Here is a 16,187-nt window from a genome sequence, read left to right on the forward strand (position 1 = left end):
GAGAGGTTTAGCCGCAAGCAGCCCGCTTCCCTCGCAGGGCATTGGCCCCTTTACGCTTCCTTTTCCATAGCGGCCAGCGGGGTCAGGTACTCTTTGCAGCACTCCTCGTACATGAGGGAGTATTCCTTGCTGGGGTTGTGGTGCATCAGGCTCTTGAGGGTGTGGGAATCGTAGTCATCGCCCTCGCTGGTGCCCACCAGACGGGCTGCCACGTTGGAGCAGTGGTCGGAGATGCGCTCCACATTGTTCAGCACATCCAGGAACACCACGCCGGTATCAATGGAACAGATGCCGTCCTTCAGGCGCTTGATGTGGCCGTCGCGGAGCTTCTCCACCAGAATGTCGATGACCTCTTCCAGCGGCTCCACCTGACGGGCCAGCGCGATGTCATCGTTCTCAAAGGCATCGTTGGTGCGGGTCAGGATCTGCTCCAGCGCGGAATCCAGCAGCTTCAGCTCGTTCTTGGCAATGTCGCTGAAGGAGGCCTCTTTCTCGTAGAGCTCCACAGCCTTTTCCTGAATGTTCACGGCGTAGTCGCCGATGCGCTCGAACTCGGTGACAAAATTCAGCAGCTCGGTCACGGCGTGGCTCTCGTCGTCGCCCAGCTCCTGGTCAGTCATCTTGATGAGGTAGTTGGAGATCTCCACTTCCATCCGGTCGATGAGGTTCTCCCGCACATTGATGGCGCTCACCACGTCCTCATCCATCTTGAGCAGCAGGGGAGTGGAGAGGCTGACGTTGCGGGCGGCACGGCGGGACATCTTGACCACGGCGCTCTTGGCCTGCTGCAGGGCCACGGCCGGGCTCTTGAACAGACGCTCGTCCAGCACGGGCATACTCAGCTCCTGCGCTTCCTCGGCGCTGTTGGGCACGGTGAGCATGGCCAGCTTGGAGAGCACACTGCTGAAAGGCAGGAACAGCAGCATGGCCGCCACACTGGAAAGGGTGTGGATGTTTGCAATGGTGCTCTTGTTCATCACGTCGCCCCACACCGGGATGCCGATGGTGTACCGCACGGCGTAAATGGCACCCAGCAGCACAAAGCTGCCGATGATGTTGAAATACAGGTGGATCAGGGCGGCGCGCTTGCCGTCCTTGGAGGAGCCGCCGATGGTCAGCAGCGGGGTAAAGGCGGTGCCGATGTGGGCACCCAGAATGATGGGGATGGCGCTGCCAAAGGTGACAAGGCCGGTGCTGGACAAGGCCTGCAGGATACCCACCGAGGCCGAGGAGGACTGGATGATGACGGTAACGACCATGCCCACCAGCACGCCCAGCACGGGGTTGGTCATGCTGACGAACAGCTCCTGAAAGGCTGCGCTTTCCCGCAGGGGGGACACGCCGGTGTCCATCAGGCTCATGCCTGTGAACAGGATGCCGAAGCCCAGCATGATCTGGCCGATGTTCTTCTTTTTGGCGTTGCGCAGGAACACATAAAAAATGCAGCCGACAAATGCCACCACCGGCGCAAACGTCTTGGGCTGGATGAGGGTCAGCAGAAGGCTGTCACCCGAGATATCCGCCATGCGGATGAGCTGACCGGTGACCGTGGTACCAATGTTTGCACCCATGATGACACCCACCGACTGCGTCAGGGTCATAATGCCAGAGTTGACAAGGCCGACACAGATGACGACTGTGCCCGCGGAGGACTGGATCACGCCGGTGATGAGGGTGCCGAAAATGACACCCTTGATGGTGGAGGAGGTCAGCTTTTGCAGCACGCCCTGCATCTTGCCGCCCGCCAGCTTTTCCAGGCCGGCACCCATGATCGACATACCATAGAGGAACAGCGCAATACCGCCCAACAATGAGGTGATGTGTGTGATATCCATCTCGATACTCCTAAAAACTTCCTTTTGCTCTTAAAACAAACCAAGGACGGCCGCCCGGGGCTTTCTGCCCTGAACGCCGTCCTTTTTATTATAGCATTGAACTCCCCCGGACAACAAGCGTTATTTTACATGTTTTTTGCATTTTTACTGCATTTCCGCGCCGTTTTGTCCTTTTGTCAACTGTTCTTTTCTTATATTTTACAGGTATTTTACATTTGAGCTTTCCCCGTGCGCTCCTGACATGTTTCCGGAAACTGCCGGGAATATGTCATGCGGCCTCGTCCAGCTCCTCCATGGCCTCCCGCACCGTGTCCGCCGAGAAGAGGAACACCCCGCCCCGGGTATAAACCTCCACATGGCCGCCTACAGATCGGATCTCGTACTCACTCATGGTGTTCCCTCCTGTTCCTGCAGCCCGCCTCCGGGCCGCTCCTGTTTTGTTCGACAAGAGGAGTATACCAGATGCGGGGTACGATAAGGGGGACTTTCAAGCGGTCCGCTTGACTTTTTTCATAAGCCAGCATATAATGAATATGACACCACATACGACACCACAAAGACGAGGGAATAAAAGATGTCTCAATGGGATAAGCTGCTGGCACGCATTTGTGCGCTTTCCAAAGACCTGCGGTTTGATGAGCTGCGCAAGGTGCTGGAAAGCTACGGCTATCAGATGACTGCCCCCCGGAGCGGGAGCAGCCACTATACCTTCCGCAAAGCGGGCTGTATGCCCATTACGATACCCAAGCACGAACCGATCAAGAAAGTATATGTGGAAATGGTGCGTCAGATCGTAGAGAGTGAGGCGAAAAACGATGAAAACGCTGAATGAATATCTGGCTCTTCCGTATCGGATGGAGATTGTAGAGGACAGGGAAGAGGGCGGCTATGTTGTCTCCTATCCCGATCTGCCGGGGTGCCTGACCTGCGGCGAGACCATTGAAAGCGCTGTGGAGAATGCCCGGGATGCTAAGAGGGTCTGGCTGGAGGCCGCACTGGAAGAGGGCGTATCCATTCCGATGCCGGACAGTCTGGAGGATTACTCCGGGCAGTTCAAGCTCCGCCTGCCCCGCAGCCTGCACCGCGCTCTGGCGGAGCACTCCCAGCGGGAAGGCATCAGCATGAATCAGTACTGCGTTTACCTGCTGGCAAAAAATGATGCCCTGCATGCAGGGTAAAAGCAAAGCTTTCCGGCCCTTCGCTCTGATGAGCGGGGGCTTTTCTTATTTTCTCCCTCTTTTTTCGCATTTTTCGCGCGAAAAATCGCCGGAACATACTCGTTGACGACACAACCAAAAGGTGTTACACTTTGGGTAACAAAACAACGCTGTGTAATGCAAAAGAAAGAGGTGTTTCCATGAACGAAATGAAGGAAGCAGTGGGGAACTGGCGGGAGGCAAAGCAGTTCAGCCCGGCGGACGAGAACGATTTCCTGCGGTGGCTGGACAAGGCCGACACCGAGGAAAAGCTCTTTTCCCGGCTGACCTTCTGGTTTACCTTCCGGGGCCTGCCTGCGGACCAGAACCAGCGGTATCATCTGGTGCAGGAGCGGGCCCGGGAACTGCGGCTCTGGAACGGGCTGGAGCTCAAGCTCCGGCGCTGGCAGGACCGTGTGGCCGACGAGTACGAGCAGATCGGAAAGGAGGAGTTCGCGGCCCGCATCGGCGAGGACTACGCCGATTACATCAACAGCCTGACCGACCCGGAGGCCGCCCCGCAGCAGGCTGCCCCGGAGCCGGAGACCGCAAAGCCTGCCGGGGTGCAGGCGTGGTCGGCCCGGGAGCTGTCTGAAATGGTGCTGCCGCCCATCCGCCATGTGGTGGAGGGCCTGCTGCCCATGGGCATGGGGGTGCTGGTGGCAAAGCCCAAGCTGGGCAAGAGCTGGATGGTGCTGGACCTCTGCCTTGCCGTGGCACAGGGGGAGCCGTTCCTGGGGTTCCCCACCCGGCAGCACGGCACGCTCTACCTTGCCCTGGAGGACGGCAAGAGCCGGATGCAGACCCGCCTGCGCCGCTTGCTGGAGGGCAGGCCCGCCCCGGCCAACATGCACGTTATGTTTCAGGCCCAGCGGCTGGGCGAGGGCCTGCTGGAAACGCTGGGGGAGTATCTGGATGCCAACCCGGACATCCATCTGGTCTGCATCGATACCTTATCCAAGATCAAGCCCAAGGCAAAGCCCTTTGAAAATGCCTACGATGCCGACTACGACTACATGGGCAGGCTGAAGGCCTTTGCCGACAGCCGGGGCATCTGCGTGCTGCTGGTGCACCACACCCGCAAGAGCAAGAACCCCGAGGACAGCTTCGACAACATCAACGGCTCCACCGGCATCCTGGGCGCGGCGGATTTCACCATCGTGCTGGACAAGCAGAGCCGGATGGACGATGAAGCAGGCTTTCTGCTCACCGGCCGCGACATCGAGCAGTGCGAGCGGGTCATCCGCTTTGATAAGGCCCGCTGCCGCTGGGTCATGCAGGGCACGGCGGCCCAGCTGGCCGCGCAGCGCCGGGTGGCCGAGTATGAGGCAGAGCCCATCGTCAAGACCCTGCGGGTGCTCCTGCAGCAGGGGGATGGAACGTGGAGCGGCTACTCCAAGAATCTGATGGAGATGGGCCAGCGGTACGCCCATACCGAACTGGCACCTACCTCGCAGGCATTGGCCAAGCGCATCACCGAGCTTGAGCCGATGCTGTGGGAGAGGGATGCGGTGAAGTATTGGCGCAACCGACGTGAAAATGGAGGAATGCGGCATTGCTTCAAGCAGGAACGGCTGGACAATACCAACACCTGCTGTTCCGAACAAATAACTGTTAAGACTTAATTTTCGGCCTTTCCGGCTTTTTCGTCAATCAGGAATGCTGCCTTATGACGATTTGGCCGGTTTTGACGAAAATAATGAGTATAACGAGAACCCCCTCCGGTATGGTGTGTACCGAAGGGGGTTCGTTGGGGTTTGATGGCGTGCCCTCTCAGTCTCGCTGCGCTCGACAGCTCTCCCGAAGGGAGAGCCAACGCATCTGCAAGGGGAGAGGGTGCTGAAGGTTAAACCTCTCCGTCATCATCGCTTCGCTCGATGCCACCTCCCCTAGTAGGGGAGGCCTTGGCATAGGGTTCATTTTTCGCAATGATCGCCTATTGGCTCCAAAATGCACTCCTGCCGCAAGGGTAAGACTTTGCGCCAGCAGGGCAAATAGGAGCGAAGCGTCAGACCACGAAAACGCAACGGCCTGCCAAGGGCTCCCCTACTAGGGGAGCTGCCGAGCGTCAGCGACGGCTGAGAGGTTTAATACCGTCAGCACTCCCTAAAGGCAGGGCCGCAATTGCCTCTCCCTTTGGGAGAGGTGGCATCCCGCAGGGATGACGGAGAGGGCACAGGTGCAAGAGAGGGCGCAGGCCCGGAGAAGTTTACCCTCCCGCCACAAGGCTGCCCTTGGGGCAGGCATCCGGGGCGCTCTGGGCCTTCCGGGCCTCGGTGCGGGCCTTGTCGTAGCAGTAGCGGATGATGGCCTGCCGCCGCACGATGCCGATAAAGATGCCCCGGTCGTCCACCACGGGCACAAAGTTCTGGTTCATGGCCGCTTCGATCAGCTGGTCCATGCTGGTGGTGACGGTCACGGCCTTGTAATCCCGCTTGTGGGCAAAGCTCGAGATGGGCACATCCTCGGCGGCTTCAATGTCCAGCCCGTGCTGCTGTTTCAGCCCCCAGAGGATATCCCCCTCGGTCAGGGTGCCCACATACTCACCCCTGCGGTTGAGCACGGGAATGGATGCGTAGCGGTTGTTCTCCCATTTTTCCAGCGTCTGCCGCAGGGTGAAGTCATCGTAGACATACATCAGGTCCTGCTTGGGGGAAAGGAAAAACAAAATGTTCATCAAACAGCTCTCCAATCGTTATCCTATCGTAAACAGTGGTTCTGCCGTAAGGGCGCAGCTCCCGTTCCTCTGCTTTGATTTTAGCACTTTTCCACAGCTGAATAAAGTCAAAACTCATACTTTTTAGAATTTATTCACAGTCGCTCCCGGCCTTTTTGCAAAACATGCAGGAAAACCGTGCACAGGGCAGGGTTTTGTGGTATAATAGGAACACGAATCGGCTCACATTGCCCGCCCTTTGGAAATTGTGCTGTACACAGGGCGTGGGAAGTTGTATAATAGGGATACCGATTCCTTTCCCGGTATGCGGCGGGTTTGCCGCGGCAAGCCGGGCCACCCCAACAAGATTTCAAATAAAGGAGCAGAGCGACTATGATCACTTCCCGTTTCCCGCTGGGAGATGTCAGCTTTTCCGCCGAGTACTTCTCTACGCTGGTAGGCGAAGCAACCAAACAATGCTACGGCGTGGCCGCAATGACCCCCCGCGACCTGACCGACGTGGTCAAGAGCGTGGTGCGCGGCAACGATTACTCTGAAAAGGGCGTTCGTGTCACACAGGAAGAGGGCCGTCTCGTGATCGAGCTGCACATTGCCGTCAGCTACGGGCTCAACATCTCCACCGCCGCGCGCAGCATCTCGCACCGCGTCAAGGACGAAGTGGAGCAGGCCACCGGCCTGAAGGTTGCCCGTGTGATCGTGTCGGTGGACGACGTGATCGCCTGATGGAACTGTATATTAAGGAGTAAGGACAATGATTTCTGGTAAGATCCTGCGCGACGCGATCATCTCCGGCGCGAACAACATCAACAACCAGCGCTCCCGTGTGGACGAGCTGAACGTTTTCCCCGTGCCCGATGGCGACACCGGCACCAACATGGGCATGACGGTGGGTGCCTCCGTGGCAGAGCTGAATGCGCTGGACGACGGCTGCACCGTGGGTGAGGCCGCCAAGACCGCTGCCTCCGCCATGCTGCGCGGTGCGCGCGGCAACTCCGGCGTGATCACCAGCCTGCTGTTCCGCGGCTTCTCCAAGGCGCTGGAAGGCAAGAAGGAAGCCGACACCGCCGACATCATCGCCGCCCTGAAAAAGGGCGTGGAGGGTGCCTACAAGGCCGTGATGAAGCCCACCGAGGGCACCATCCTGACCGTTGCCCGGGTGGCCAGCGAGGAAGCTGCCGCCTGCGGTGCCGAGGAGATCCCCGCCCTGTGGGACGTGGTGATGACCGCAGGCCAGAAGGCGCTGGAGGATACCCCCAACCTGCTGCCCGTGCTGAAAAAGGCCGGCGTTGTGGACGCAGGCGGCCAGGGCATTATGATCATCTTTGAGGGCATGGGCAAGGTGTTCCACGGCGAGCCCATGGTGGCCGGCGGCGAGGGCACCCCCAACAAGGCCAAGCTCTCCACCGAGAACGCAGGCAAGGGCGTGTTCACCGATGACCTGATGAAGGTGGAGGACATCAAGAACGGCTACTGCACCCAGTTCCTCATCAACAAGTACGAGGGCGCAAGCGCCGCAAAGATGCGCGCCTTTGCCGAATCCAACGGCGACAGCGTGGTCTGCATCGAGGATGACGATGTCATCAACCTGCATGTCCACACCGCTGACCCCGGCAAGATCCTGAGCGAGGCCATCAAGTACGGCTACCTGACCAACTTCAAGATCGAGAACATGCACGAGCAGTTCCTGGCCCGCCAGAAGCAGGGCAAGAGCCTGGAAAAGCAGGCCTCCGCTGAAAAGGCTCCCGCACAGGCCAGCGAGTTCGTTTACGCCGCAGTGGACCCCAGCCGTGACTACGGCTTTGTGGCCGTTGCCGCCGGTGAGGGCCTGAAGGCTGTGTTCACCGACCTGGCTGCGGACGCTGTCGTCTCCGGCGGCCAGACCATGAACCCCGCCACCGAGGACATCCTTGCCGCCATCCAGAGCGTGCCCGCCAAGACCGTGTTCGTGCTGCCCAACAACAAGAACATCATCATGGCAGCGGAGCAGGCCCAGAAGCTGGCTGACCGTCAGGTGATCGTTCTGCCCACCCGCACCGTGCCCATGGGCATCACCGCACTGCTCAACTTCGACCCCTCCGCCAACGCTGAGACCAACACCATCAACATGATGGCCGCCGCCGACAAGGTCAGCACCGGCCTCATCACCTACGCCGCCCGCGACAGCGAGTTTGACGGCAAGCGGATCCGGAAGGGCGAGATCATGGCTCTGGAGAACGGCAAGATCGTTGCCACCTCCACCGACCTGACCAAGGCCACCTACCGCCTGGCCCGCAGCATGTGCAAGAAGGACTCCAGCTTTGTCACCATCATCTCCGGCTGCGATGTCTCCGACGAGGAGGCCGAGAAGCTGACCGAGATCGTCAAGGCAAAGTGCCCCAACCACGTTGAGGTCAGCCACATCCGCGGCGGCCAGCCCGTATACTATTATATGATCAGCGTGGAGTAAAATTGCACTCCGGCTGAAACAGAACCGCAAAACAAACCCCCTGTGCCATGGTCTGGTACAGGGGGTTTTTGATTCACCCGCCCAGGTCCTCCAGCACCTCCTGCAGGGCAGCATCTCCCGTCACTGTCATGCCCTGCTTGACACGCAGTGCGTCGTTTTCTGGCAGGAGGTTGACGTAAATGTCTGTCTGCCGGGCAAGGCGGGTGGGGGAGCCGTCCGGCCCGCAGGTGTAGACGGCCACCATGCCGCCCTCGTCCCGGAGCAGGTATTGGGTGGGCTGGCCGGTGTCGGGCAGAGTCTGGGCCGCAAGGCTCGGCTCGGAGGGCACCGGCGTTTCGGCGGCGCTGTCCGCTCCCGGTGCAGGGGAGGGAAGCGCCAGCCGGGGCAGGGCCATCCAGAACAGGCTGAAGGCGATGGCAAAGGCGCACAGGGCGTAAAACAGGCAGAGAACTACTTTCCGCATGGAGAAAATCACTCCTTTCCAGCGGGTCTTTCCAGCGGTAGTATGCGCAAAAACGCCGCCCCTGAGACAGAAGTGCACAATTTTCACACCGGAATGCTGTACTTTACGGGGGGAAGTGTGCTATACTAGCAGTATCTGATTAGAAATAGGGGCGGCAGGCCAACGGCAAAGCCTGCCTTTGTCCAACCTTTCATCTGTAAGCAGCCGATAACGGGGTTAAACCTCTCAGCCGTCGCTGACGCTCGGCAGCTCCCCTAGTAGGGGAGCCCTTGGCAGGCCGTCGCGTTTTCGTGGTTTGGCGCTTCGCTCCTATTTGCCCTGCTGGCGCAAAGTCTTACCCTTGCGGCAGGAGTGCGTTTTGGAGCCGATAGGCGATCATTGCGAAAAATGAACCCTATGCCAAGGCCTCCCCTACTAGGGGAGGTGGCATCGAGCGTTAGCGAAGATGACGGAGAGGTTTAACCGTCAGCGAGACTGAGAGGGTGAGGATGGAAGAGAGGATGAACTTGTCAGGAATAACCGTTTAAGCAGGTAGGAGGCGATCCTTATCTCAAACGAATCGAGAAAGATCCACCGCGGCGCTGCACGCACGGACGTGCAGCCCACGGGGGGACGTAAAGTGAATGTGAGCAACAGCCGCAGGGAAGAGCCGCCCAAGCGCGGGCGTGCCCCCAGGGAGCCAAAGGAGCCCCGGGAAAAGGCGAAGCACCCCATCCTCAGGGCGCTGGGCCGCACGCTGGCTACCCTCATCTGCCTGGGCATCATGGTGTGCAGCCTGGCGGCAGTGGCGGCGGTGTACTACGCCGTGCAGGCCACGGCCAACGACGGCAACCTGCTGGACCTGGACAACATCGAGCTGAGCCAGTCCAGCACCGTGGTGGCTACCGACCCCGACACCGGCGCGCAGGTGGAGTATGCCACCCTGCGCTCCTCCAACAGCCACCGCGTCTGGGCAGACCTGGAACAGATCCCCACCAACCTGCAGTATGCGTTCATCTGCACCGAGGACAAGGATTTCTACAACGAGCCGGGCGTGAACTTCAAGCGCACCATCGGTGCCATGGTCAACGAGTATCTGCTGCCCATTTACAGCTCCAAGCAGGGCGCTTCCACGCTGGAGCAGCAGCTCATCAAGAACCTGACCAGCGACAAGAGCGCCAGCGGCGTGGAGGGTGCGCTGCGCAAGCTGCGCGAGATCTACCGCGCCCTCTGCCTGAGCCGCGCTTACTCCAAGGAGACCATTCTGGAGGCCTACCTGAACACCATCAGCTTCACCGGCACCATTCAGGGCGTTCAGACAGCGGCCAACGAGTATTTCAACAAGGACGTGAGCCAGCTCACCCTCTGGGAGTGCGCCACCATCGCGTCCATCACCAAGAACCCCACCAACTACAACCCCTACACCAACCCCGAGAACCTGATCCACCGCCGCAACTTCATCATGTATAATATGTGGCAGCAGGGCATCATCTCGGAGGAGGATTACCGCAACGGCGCGGCCCAGCCCCTTGTGCTGGCCGAGGAGGACACCAACAAGAAGACCTCCTCCGTGACCAGCTACTTCACCGATGCCCTCTTCACCGAGGTGGTCCACGACATCATGGACAAGGAGGGCGTGGACGAATCCACGGCCCAGTCCATGCTCTACACCGGCGGCTATACCATCGAGGCCACCGTCAACCCCAAGATGCAGACGGCCATGGAGAACCTGATGCGCAACGAGGGCGACGCTTACTTCCCGGCCGGCTGGCATGAGGAAGAGGTGACCAGCATCTCGGACGATGACGTGCAGGTGATGAACGCCGACGGCACCCCCAAGACCCGCACCGGCGACGACGGCACCGTGTACTACTACCGCAATGTCCGCACCCAGGCGGCCATGGTCACGCTGGACTATGACGGCAACGTGCTGGCCATGGTGGGCGGTCTGGGCGAAAAGACCAAGAGCCTTTCCCTGAACCGCGCTTACAGTGTGACCCGGCAGACCGGCTCCACCATCAAGCCCATCGGCGCGTACGCGCTGGGCGTGGAGTACGGGCTGGTGAACTGGTCCACCATGCTCAACAACTCGCCCCTGTACCAGAAGCAGGACATGGTCATCCGGGATGAGGACTACTGCCGCAAAAACGGCCTGATGGGCCTTTCCGACAGTCAGCTCAAGGCCTACCCCAACGCATGGCGCAGCTGGCCCCGCAACTACGGCGGCAATTATGGCGACGGCAGCGACCTGCCCCTGTGGAACGGTCTGGCCCGCTCCCTGAACACCATCGCCATCCGGGTGGGCGACCTGGTGGGCGCAAGCAACATCTTCAACTTTGTCTACAACACCCTGCAGCTGACCACCCTGGACCCCGCCAACGACGTGGGCCTTGCCCAGATGGTCATGGGCAGCCAGACCCACGGCGTGACCCCCACGGCGCTGGCCGCTGCCTTCCAGATCTTCTATGACGGCGAGTACACCACCCCGCACCTGTACACCCGTGTGCTGGACCGGGACGGCAACATCTACCTGGAGAACAACGCCACCAGCTATCAGGCCCTGACCCCGCAGACAGCCTATATTATGAACCGTCTGCTCAAGAATGTGCTCTACTCCAACGTGGGCACCGCCAGCGGCCGCTACCCCAACTCCAACGGCATGGAGTCCTTTGGTAAGACCGGTACCGCCAGCGACGAAAAGGATCTGTGGTTCGTGGGCGGCACGCCCTACTACGTTACCGCTGTCTGGTGGGGCTACGACGCGCCTTACGATATGACCAACACCCTGGGCAAGAATCAGGCCAAGACCCGCACCTGTGTCACGGCGTGGAAGGCCTATATGGAGCAGGTGCAGGCAAACCTGCCCTATAAGGCATTCCCCACCAGCGACGGCGTGGTGGAGCGCGCCTACTGCACCCAGAGCGGCCTGCTGGCCGGGGCCAACTGCCCCAGCCGCGCCACCGGCTACTACCGTGCCGATGACCTGCCCGATACCTGCAACTACTCCCACAGCAGCGGCGTGGCCGCAGCGCAGAGCGCGGACACCGCCCCCGTTGTGGGTCAGGATACCACCGGGCTGGATACGGATTGAACCTCTCAGGCGGCCCTCTCAGTTTCGCTGCGCTCGACAGCTCTCCCAAAGGGAGAGCCAACGCATCTGCAAGGGGAGAGGGTGCTTACGGCTAAACCTCTCCGTCATCATCGCTTCGCTCGATGCCACCTCCCCTAGTAGGGGAGGCCTTGGCATAGGGTTCATTTTTCGCAATGATCGCCTATCGGCTCCAAAACGCACTCCTGCCGCAAGGGTAAGACTTTGCGCCAGCAGGGCAAATAGGAGCGAAGCGCCAGACCACGAAAACGCGACGGCCTGCCAAGGGCTCCCCTACTAGGGGAGCTGCCGAGCGTCAGCGACGGCTGAGAGGTTTAACCCCGTCAGCACCCCCTAAAGGTCATGCCGCAATTGCCTCTCCCTTTGGGAGAGGTGGCATCCCGCAGGGATGACGGAGAGGGCGCAAGGCCAGTCTCTGTTAAAAGTCACACTTTCTCAATTCCGGTGCGACAGCTTGCCACTTCACGCTCCAAAACTGGATAATCTGACAAAAAAGCATCCGGTCTCTTGCAATGCAGGGGGCCGGATGCTATTATATTCCCTGTAAGAACACTTGTGTTTGTGAGGTGAACAAGTTGGAACGCCGTTTTTATCTGGTGGACGCGGAGGTCCTGCCCGAGGTCTTCCTGAAAGTGGTCAAGGCCAAGGAGCTTCTGGCAAGCGGGGAAGTGCGCAGCATCTCAGCTGCCACCCGCAGCGTGGATCTTTCGCGCAGTGCTTTTTATAAATATAAGGACTGCATCTTTGATTCCGAAAATGGCCGCGAGGTCGTGACCGTAATGGCAACGCTCCGGGATGAAACAGGCGCGCTGCAAAGCCTGCTGGCGGGCATCAGCGCAGCCGGGGCAAGCATTGTTACCATCAACCAGTCCACGCCGGAAAATGGCGCAGCGTTGGTTGCCGTTACCATCCGCACCGATACCATGCAGATGACCCCTGAGGAGCTGACGGAGCGGTTGAGCCGCCAGCGCATGGTGGTGGGCGTGCACTGCGGGTATAACCTGTAAGAGCACCAGAACAGTCAGGAAATAGGAACGAGGGTTGAACTATGGCAAAGATCGCGATTTTAGGCTTTGGCACGGTGGGCAGCGGCGTGTACGAGGTGCTGTGCCGCAACGCCGCCGGTGTTTCCCGCCGGGCCGGTGAGCCGGTGGAGGTCAAGTACATCCTTGACCCCAAGGATTTCTCCGCCCATCCGGCGGCAAACCTCTTCATCAAGAACTTCGATACCATTCTGGAAGACCCGGAGATCCGGGTGGTGGTGGAGACCATCGGCGGCACCCGCTTTGCATACCCCTATGTCAAAGCCTGCCTCGAGAGCGGCCGCAGCGTGTGCACCTCCAACAAGGAGATGGTGGCCACCTACGGCGCGGAGCTGCTGGCGCTGGCCAAGGCACACAACTGTGCCTTCCTGTTCGAGGCCTCCGTGGGCGGCGGCACCCCCATCATCACCCCCATGCACCAGTGCCTGGCCGCCAACGTCATCACCGAGGTGGAGGGCATCGTGAACGGCACCACCAACTTCATGCTGACCAAGATGGTGCGGGAGAACCTGGGCTTTGACGAGGCCCTGAAGATCGCGCAGGAGCTGGGCTATGCCGAGACCAAGGACCCCGGCGACGATGTGGACGGCCGGGATGCCTGCCGCAAGATCGCCATCCTGTCCTCGCTGGTCTGCGGCCACCAGATCTACCCCCAGAACATCCCCACCCGGGGCATCCGGGACATCACCGTGGCCGATGTGGCTGCGGCGGAGCGTCTGAACTGCGTCATCAAGCTCATCGCGTGGATGAAGCGGGGCGACGACGGCAGCGTGGCTGCCGGTGTGGAGCCCTGCCTGGTGCCCAAGAGCCACCAGCTGGCCGGTGTGGACGATGTGTTCAACGCCGTGCTGGTCAAGGGTGATATGCTGGGCGACGTGGTGTTCTACGGCAAAGGCGCGGGCAAGCTGCCCACCGCCAGCGCCGTGGTGGCCGATGTGGTGGATGCCCTCAAGAACGGCTCCAAGGTCCACGACAGCCTGTTCTGGCAGCCTGCGGAGCCGGTGGAGGGGATGCTCACCGACCCGGCTCCCGCCGCATATTATGTGCGTGCAGCGGGCGTTGCTCCCGCCGTGGTGGAAGCCATCTACGGTAAGGGCCGTGTGGTGGATGAGCACTTTGACGGCTGCTCCTATCTGGTGGAGCAGGCCGACGCAAAGGCCATGGCCGAGGCAGCCCGCAAGGTGGAGACCGTGGGCGGCAGCGTGAAGCTGGTGCTGAAAAAGCTGCCCGAGGATGCATGAGAAAAGGGGACGGACGATGAAGATCAAAGTTTCTGTTCCGGCCACCAGCGCCAACGTAGGCTCCGGCTTCGACGCGCTGGGTCTGGCCGTGACCCTGTACAACACCGTGACCTTTGAGGAGAGCGACAGGCTGGACATCTCGGCGGCGGACGGCACCCGCATCCCCCGCAACGAGAGCAATCTGGTGTACCGCTCGGCCAAGGGCCTGTTCGACAAGGTGGGCAAGAAGATCCCGCCCCTGAAGATCGTGCAGACCAACCCCATCCCCATGGCCCGGGGCCTGGGTTCCTCCTCGGCCTGCATCATTGCGGGCCTGCTGGGCGCGAACCGGATGCTGGGCGATGTGCTCAACACCCAGGAGCTGCTCACCCTTGCCACGGCCATTGAGGGCCACCCCGACAACGTGGCCCCGGCCCTGCTGGGCGGTTTGACCAGCAGCGTCTTTGAGGACGGCGTGGTCTACTCCGTCAAACGGGATGTGGACCAGAGCCTCTGCTTTGCGGCCATCGTGCCGGACTACAAGCTGCTGACGGAGGCCGCCCGCGCGGCCCTGCCCAAGCAGGTGGCCCACAAGGATGCCGTGTATAACCTTTCCCGGGCCGCGCTGGTGCCTGCCGCCTTCTGTGAGGGCCGGCATGACCTGCTGGGCATTGCCACCGGGGATAAGCTCCACCAGCCCTACCGGATGCCCCTGATGCCCGGTTCCCGGGAGGTGTTCGGGCTGGCAAAGCAGTGCGGGGCAAAGGCCGTGTATGTATCGGGTGCCGGTTCCACCGTGATGGCGGTGGCCGAGCGCGCGGAGGCTGAGCGCTTTTATGCCGGGCTGCGTGCCGGGCTGGAAACGCTGGAAGGCCTGGACGGATGTGAAGCATTTACACTGTTAGAGCTGGATGCAGATAATACCGGCGCAACTGTGGAATGATATAAATTGGGAGAAACTAGAGGAGAGTGACAAACTATGGCGTTGATCGTACAGAAGTTCGGCGGTTCTTCGGTGAAGGACCGGAACCGTATCTTCAACGTGGCCCGCATCGTGGCCAACACCCACAAGGCGGGCAATGATGTGGTGGTGGTGGTGTCCGCACAGGGCGACACCACCGACGACCTGATCGCAAAGGCTGCTGAGATCACCCACAACCCTTCGGCCCGTGAGATGGATATGCTGCTGGCCGCCGGTGAGGAGATCAGCATCGCGCTGCTGGCCATGGCTCTGAACGAGCTGGGCTGCCACGCCACCAGCCTGACGGGCTGGCAGGCGGGCTTCCGCACCGACCGTGCCTACACCAAGGCACGCATCACCCGCATGGAGACCGAGCGCATTTCCTCCGAGCTGGAGCGCAACCGCGTGGTGGTCGTGGCAGGCTTCCAGGGCCTGAACAAGCTGGATGATATCACCACCCTGGGCCGCGGCGGCTCTGATACCAGCGCCGTGGCCATTGCAGCGGCCCTGCACGCAGACCGCTGCCAGATCTACACCGATGTGGAAGGCGTTTACACCGCAGACCCCCGCAAGGTGCGCAACACCCGCAAGCTGGAAGAGATCACCTTTGACGAGATGCTGGAGCTGGCCTCTCTGGGTGCGCAGGTGCTGAACAACCGCAGCGTGGAGCTGGCAAAGAAGTATAATGTGGAGCTGGAAGTGCTGTCCAGCCTGAATCCCGTGCCCGGTACGGTGGTCAAGGAGGTTACAAAAGACATGGAAGGTATGCTGATCAAGGGTGTTGCAAAGGACACCGATGTTGCCGTTATCACGATCCTGAACGTTCCCGATGAGCCGGGCACCAGCTTCAAGATCTTTGGCCTGCTGGCCCAGAAGAACATCAACGTGGATATCATCCTGCAGTCCACCGGCCGCGACGGCAAGAAGGATATCTCCTTCACCTGCGCCGAGGGCGAGGCTGAGACCGCCATGCGCGTGCTCAAGGAGAGCGGCAAGTTCAAGGATGCCACCTGCGACGAGACCTGCGCAAAGGTCTCCATCGTGGGTGCCGGTATGCAGAGCCACAGCGGTGTTGCCTCCAAGATGTTCGAGGCACTTTCCAACAACAACATCAACATCAGGATGATCTCCACCAGTGAGATCAAGATCTCCTGCATCATTGCCCGTGACGACGCTGACAAGGCGGTCAGTGCCATCCACGATATGCTGTTTGACTGATTGAAACACTTTGGGGCGGTTCGCCCTCTCCGTCAATGCT

Annotated in this window: 14 protein-coding genes; 10 read left to right on the top strand and 4 right to left on the bottom strand. The window is 60.4% G+C overall.

The genetic code is table 11. The features are described from left to right. Positions 1–50: 50 nt before the first annotated feature. Positions 51–1,835, bottom strand: coding sequence for a Na/Pi cotransporter family protein (locus tag MTP42_RS06165; protein ID WP_249258195.1), 1,785 nt, complete (start codon positions 1,833–1,835; stop codon positions 51–53). Between the two features lie 268 nt (positions 1,836–2,103). Continuing rightward, positions 2,104–2,226 (bottom strand): hypothetical protein, encoded by a 123-nt coding sequence (locus MTP42_RS14615; RefSeq protein WP_255536694.1) that lies wholly within the window; start codon positions 2,224–2,226, stop codon positions 2,104–2,106. A gap of 183 nt (positions 2,227–2,409) precedes the next feature. Here MTP42_RS14615 and MTP42_RS06170 point away from each other — a divergent pair, with 183 nt between their 5' ends. The 3 genes from MTP42_RS06170 (at position 2,410) to MTP42_RS06180 (ending at position 4,656) form a co-directional block, all read left to right on the top strand. Then, positions 2,410–2,667 carry a type II toxin-antitoxin system HicA family toxin gene (locus MTP42_RS06170; protein WP_097770738.1) on the top strand — a complete coding sequence of 86 codons (258 nt, stop codon included), beginning with the start codon at positions 2,410–2,412 and terminating at the stop codon, positions 2,665–2,667. Continuing rightward, positions 2,651–3,013, top strand: a complete 363-nt coding sequence (locus tag MTP42_RS06175; RefSeq protein ID WP_035394391.1) for a type II toxin-antitoxin system HicB family antitoxin — start codon at positions 2,651–2,653, stop codon at positions 3,011–3,013. Before MTP42_RS06170 ends, MTP42_RS06175 begins: the two co-directional genes overlap by 17 nt. A 179-nt stretch (positions 3,014–3,192) precedes the next feature. Next, the gene (locus MTP42_RS06180; RefSeq protein ID WP_249258196.1) at positions 3,193–4,656 is read left to right on the top strand and encodes an AAA family ATPase; all 1,464 of its coding nucleotides are present in this window, start codon (positions 3,193–3,195) and stop codon (positions 4,654–4,656) included. A 584-nt stretch (positions 4,657–5,240) separates the two neighbouring features. Here the strand turns inward: MTP42_RS06180 and MTP42_RS06185 are convergent. Then, complete coding sequence (locus MTP42_RS06185; protein ID WP_249258197.1) at positions 5,241–5,708, bottom strand: CBS domain-containing protein; 468 nt, start codon at positions 5,706–5,708, stop codon at positions 5,241–5,243. Between the two features lie 372 nt (positions 5,709–6,080). Between MTP42_RS06185 and MTP42_RS06190 the strand changes: the two genes are divergently transcribed. After that, a complete protein-coding gene (locus tag MTP42_RS06190; protein ID WP_005933848.1) occupies positions 6,081–6,431 on the top strand; it encodes an Asp23/Gls24 family envelope stress response protein in 351 nt (116 codons plus the stop codon). A gap of 28 nt (positions 6,432–6,459) precedes the next feature. Further along, the gene (locus MTP42_RS06195; RefSeq protein ID WP_005933847.1) at positions 6,460–8,154 is read left to right on the top strand and encodes a DAK2 domain-containing protein; all 1,695 of its coding nucleotides are present in this window, start codon (positions 6,460–6,462) and stop codon (positions 8,152–8,154) included. Positions 8,155–8,227: 73 nt separating this feature from the next. Here the strand turns inward: MTP42_RS06195 and MTP42_RS06200 are convergent, their stop codons facing one another. Next, positions 8,228–8,617, bottom strand: coding sequence for a hypothetical protein (locus MTP42_RS06200; protein WP_156069917.1), 390 nt, complete (start codon positions 8,615–8,617; stop codon positions 8,228–8,230). A gap of 619 nt (positions 8,618–9,236) precedes the next feature. Here MTP42_RS06200 and MTP42_RS06205 point away from each other — a divergent pair. From MTP42_RS06205 to MTP42_RS06225, 5 genes are all read left to right on the top strand, one after another. Beyond that, entirely contained in the window at positions 9,237–11,687 is a 2,451-nt protein-coding gene (locus MTP42_RS06205) for a transglycosylase domain-containing protein (RefSeq protein ID WP_215695302.1), read from the top strand. Between the two features lie 584 nt (positions 11,688–12,271). Continuing rightward, positions 12,272–12,712, top strand: coding sequence for an ACT domain-containing protein (locus MTP42_RS06210; RefSeq protein WP_035394385.1), 441 nt, complete (start codon positions 12,272–12,274; stop codon positions 12,710–12,712). Positions 12,713–12,753: 41 nt separating this feature from the next. Then, positions 12,754–13,989, top strand: a complete 1,236-nt coding sequence (locus MTP42_RS06215; RefSeq protein ID WP_098922596.1) for a homoserine dehydrogenase — start codon at positions 12,754–12,756, stop codon at positions 13,987–13,989. 16 nt (positions 13,990–14,005) lie between these two features. Next, on the top strand, positions 14,006–14,911 hold the full coding sequence (thrB, locus tag MTP42_RS06220; RefSeq protein WP_249258198.1) for a homoserine kinase: 906 nt from the start codon (positions 14,006–14,008) through the stop codon (positions 14,909–14,911). A gap of 36 nt (positions 14,912–14,947) precedes the next feature. Continuing rightward, complete coding sequence (locus MTP42_RS06225) at positions 14,948–16,147, top strand: aspartate kinase (protein WP_154276317.1); 1,200 nt, start codon at positions 14,948–14,950, stop codon at positions 16,145–16,147. The last annotated feature ends 40 nt before the right edge of the window (positions 16,148–16,187 follow it).

Source organism: Faecalibacterium sp. I2-3-92 (assembly GCF_023347315.1).
GTDB lineage: Bacteria > Bacillota > Clostridia > Oscillospirales > Ruminococcaceae > Faecalibacterium > Faecalibacterium duncaniae.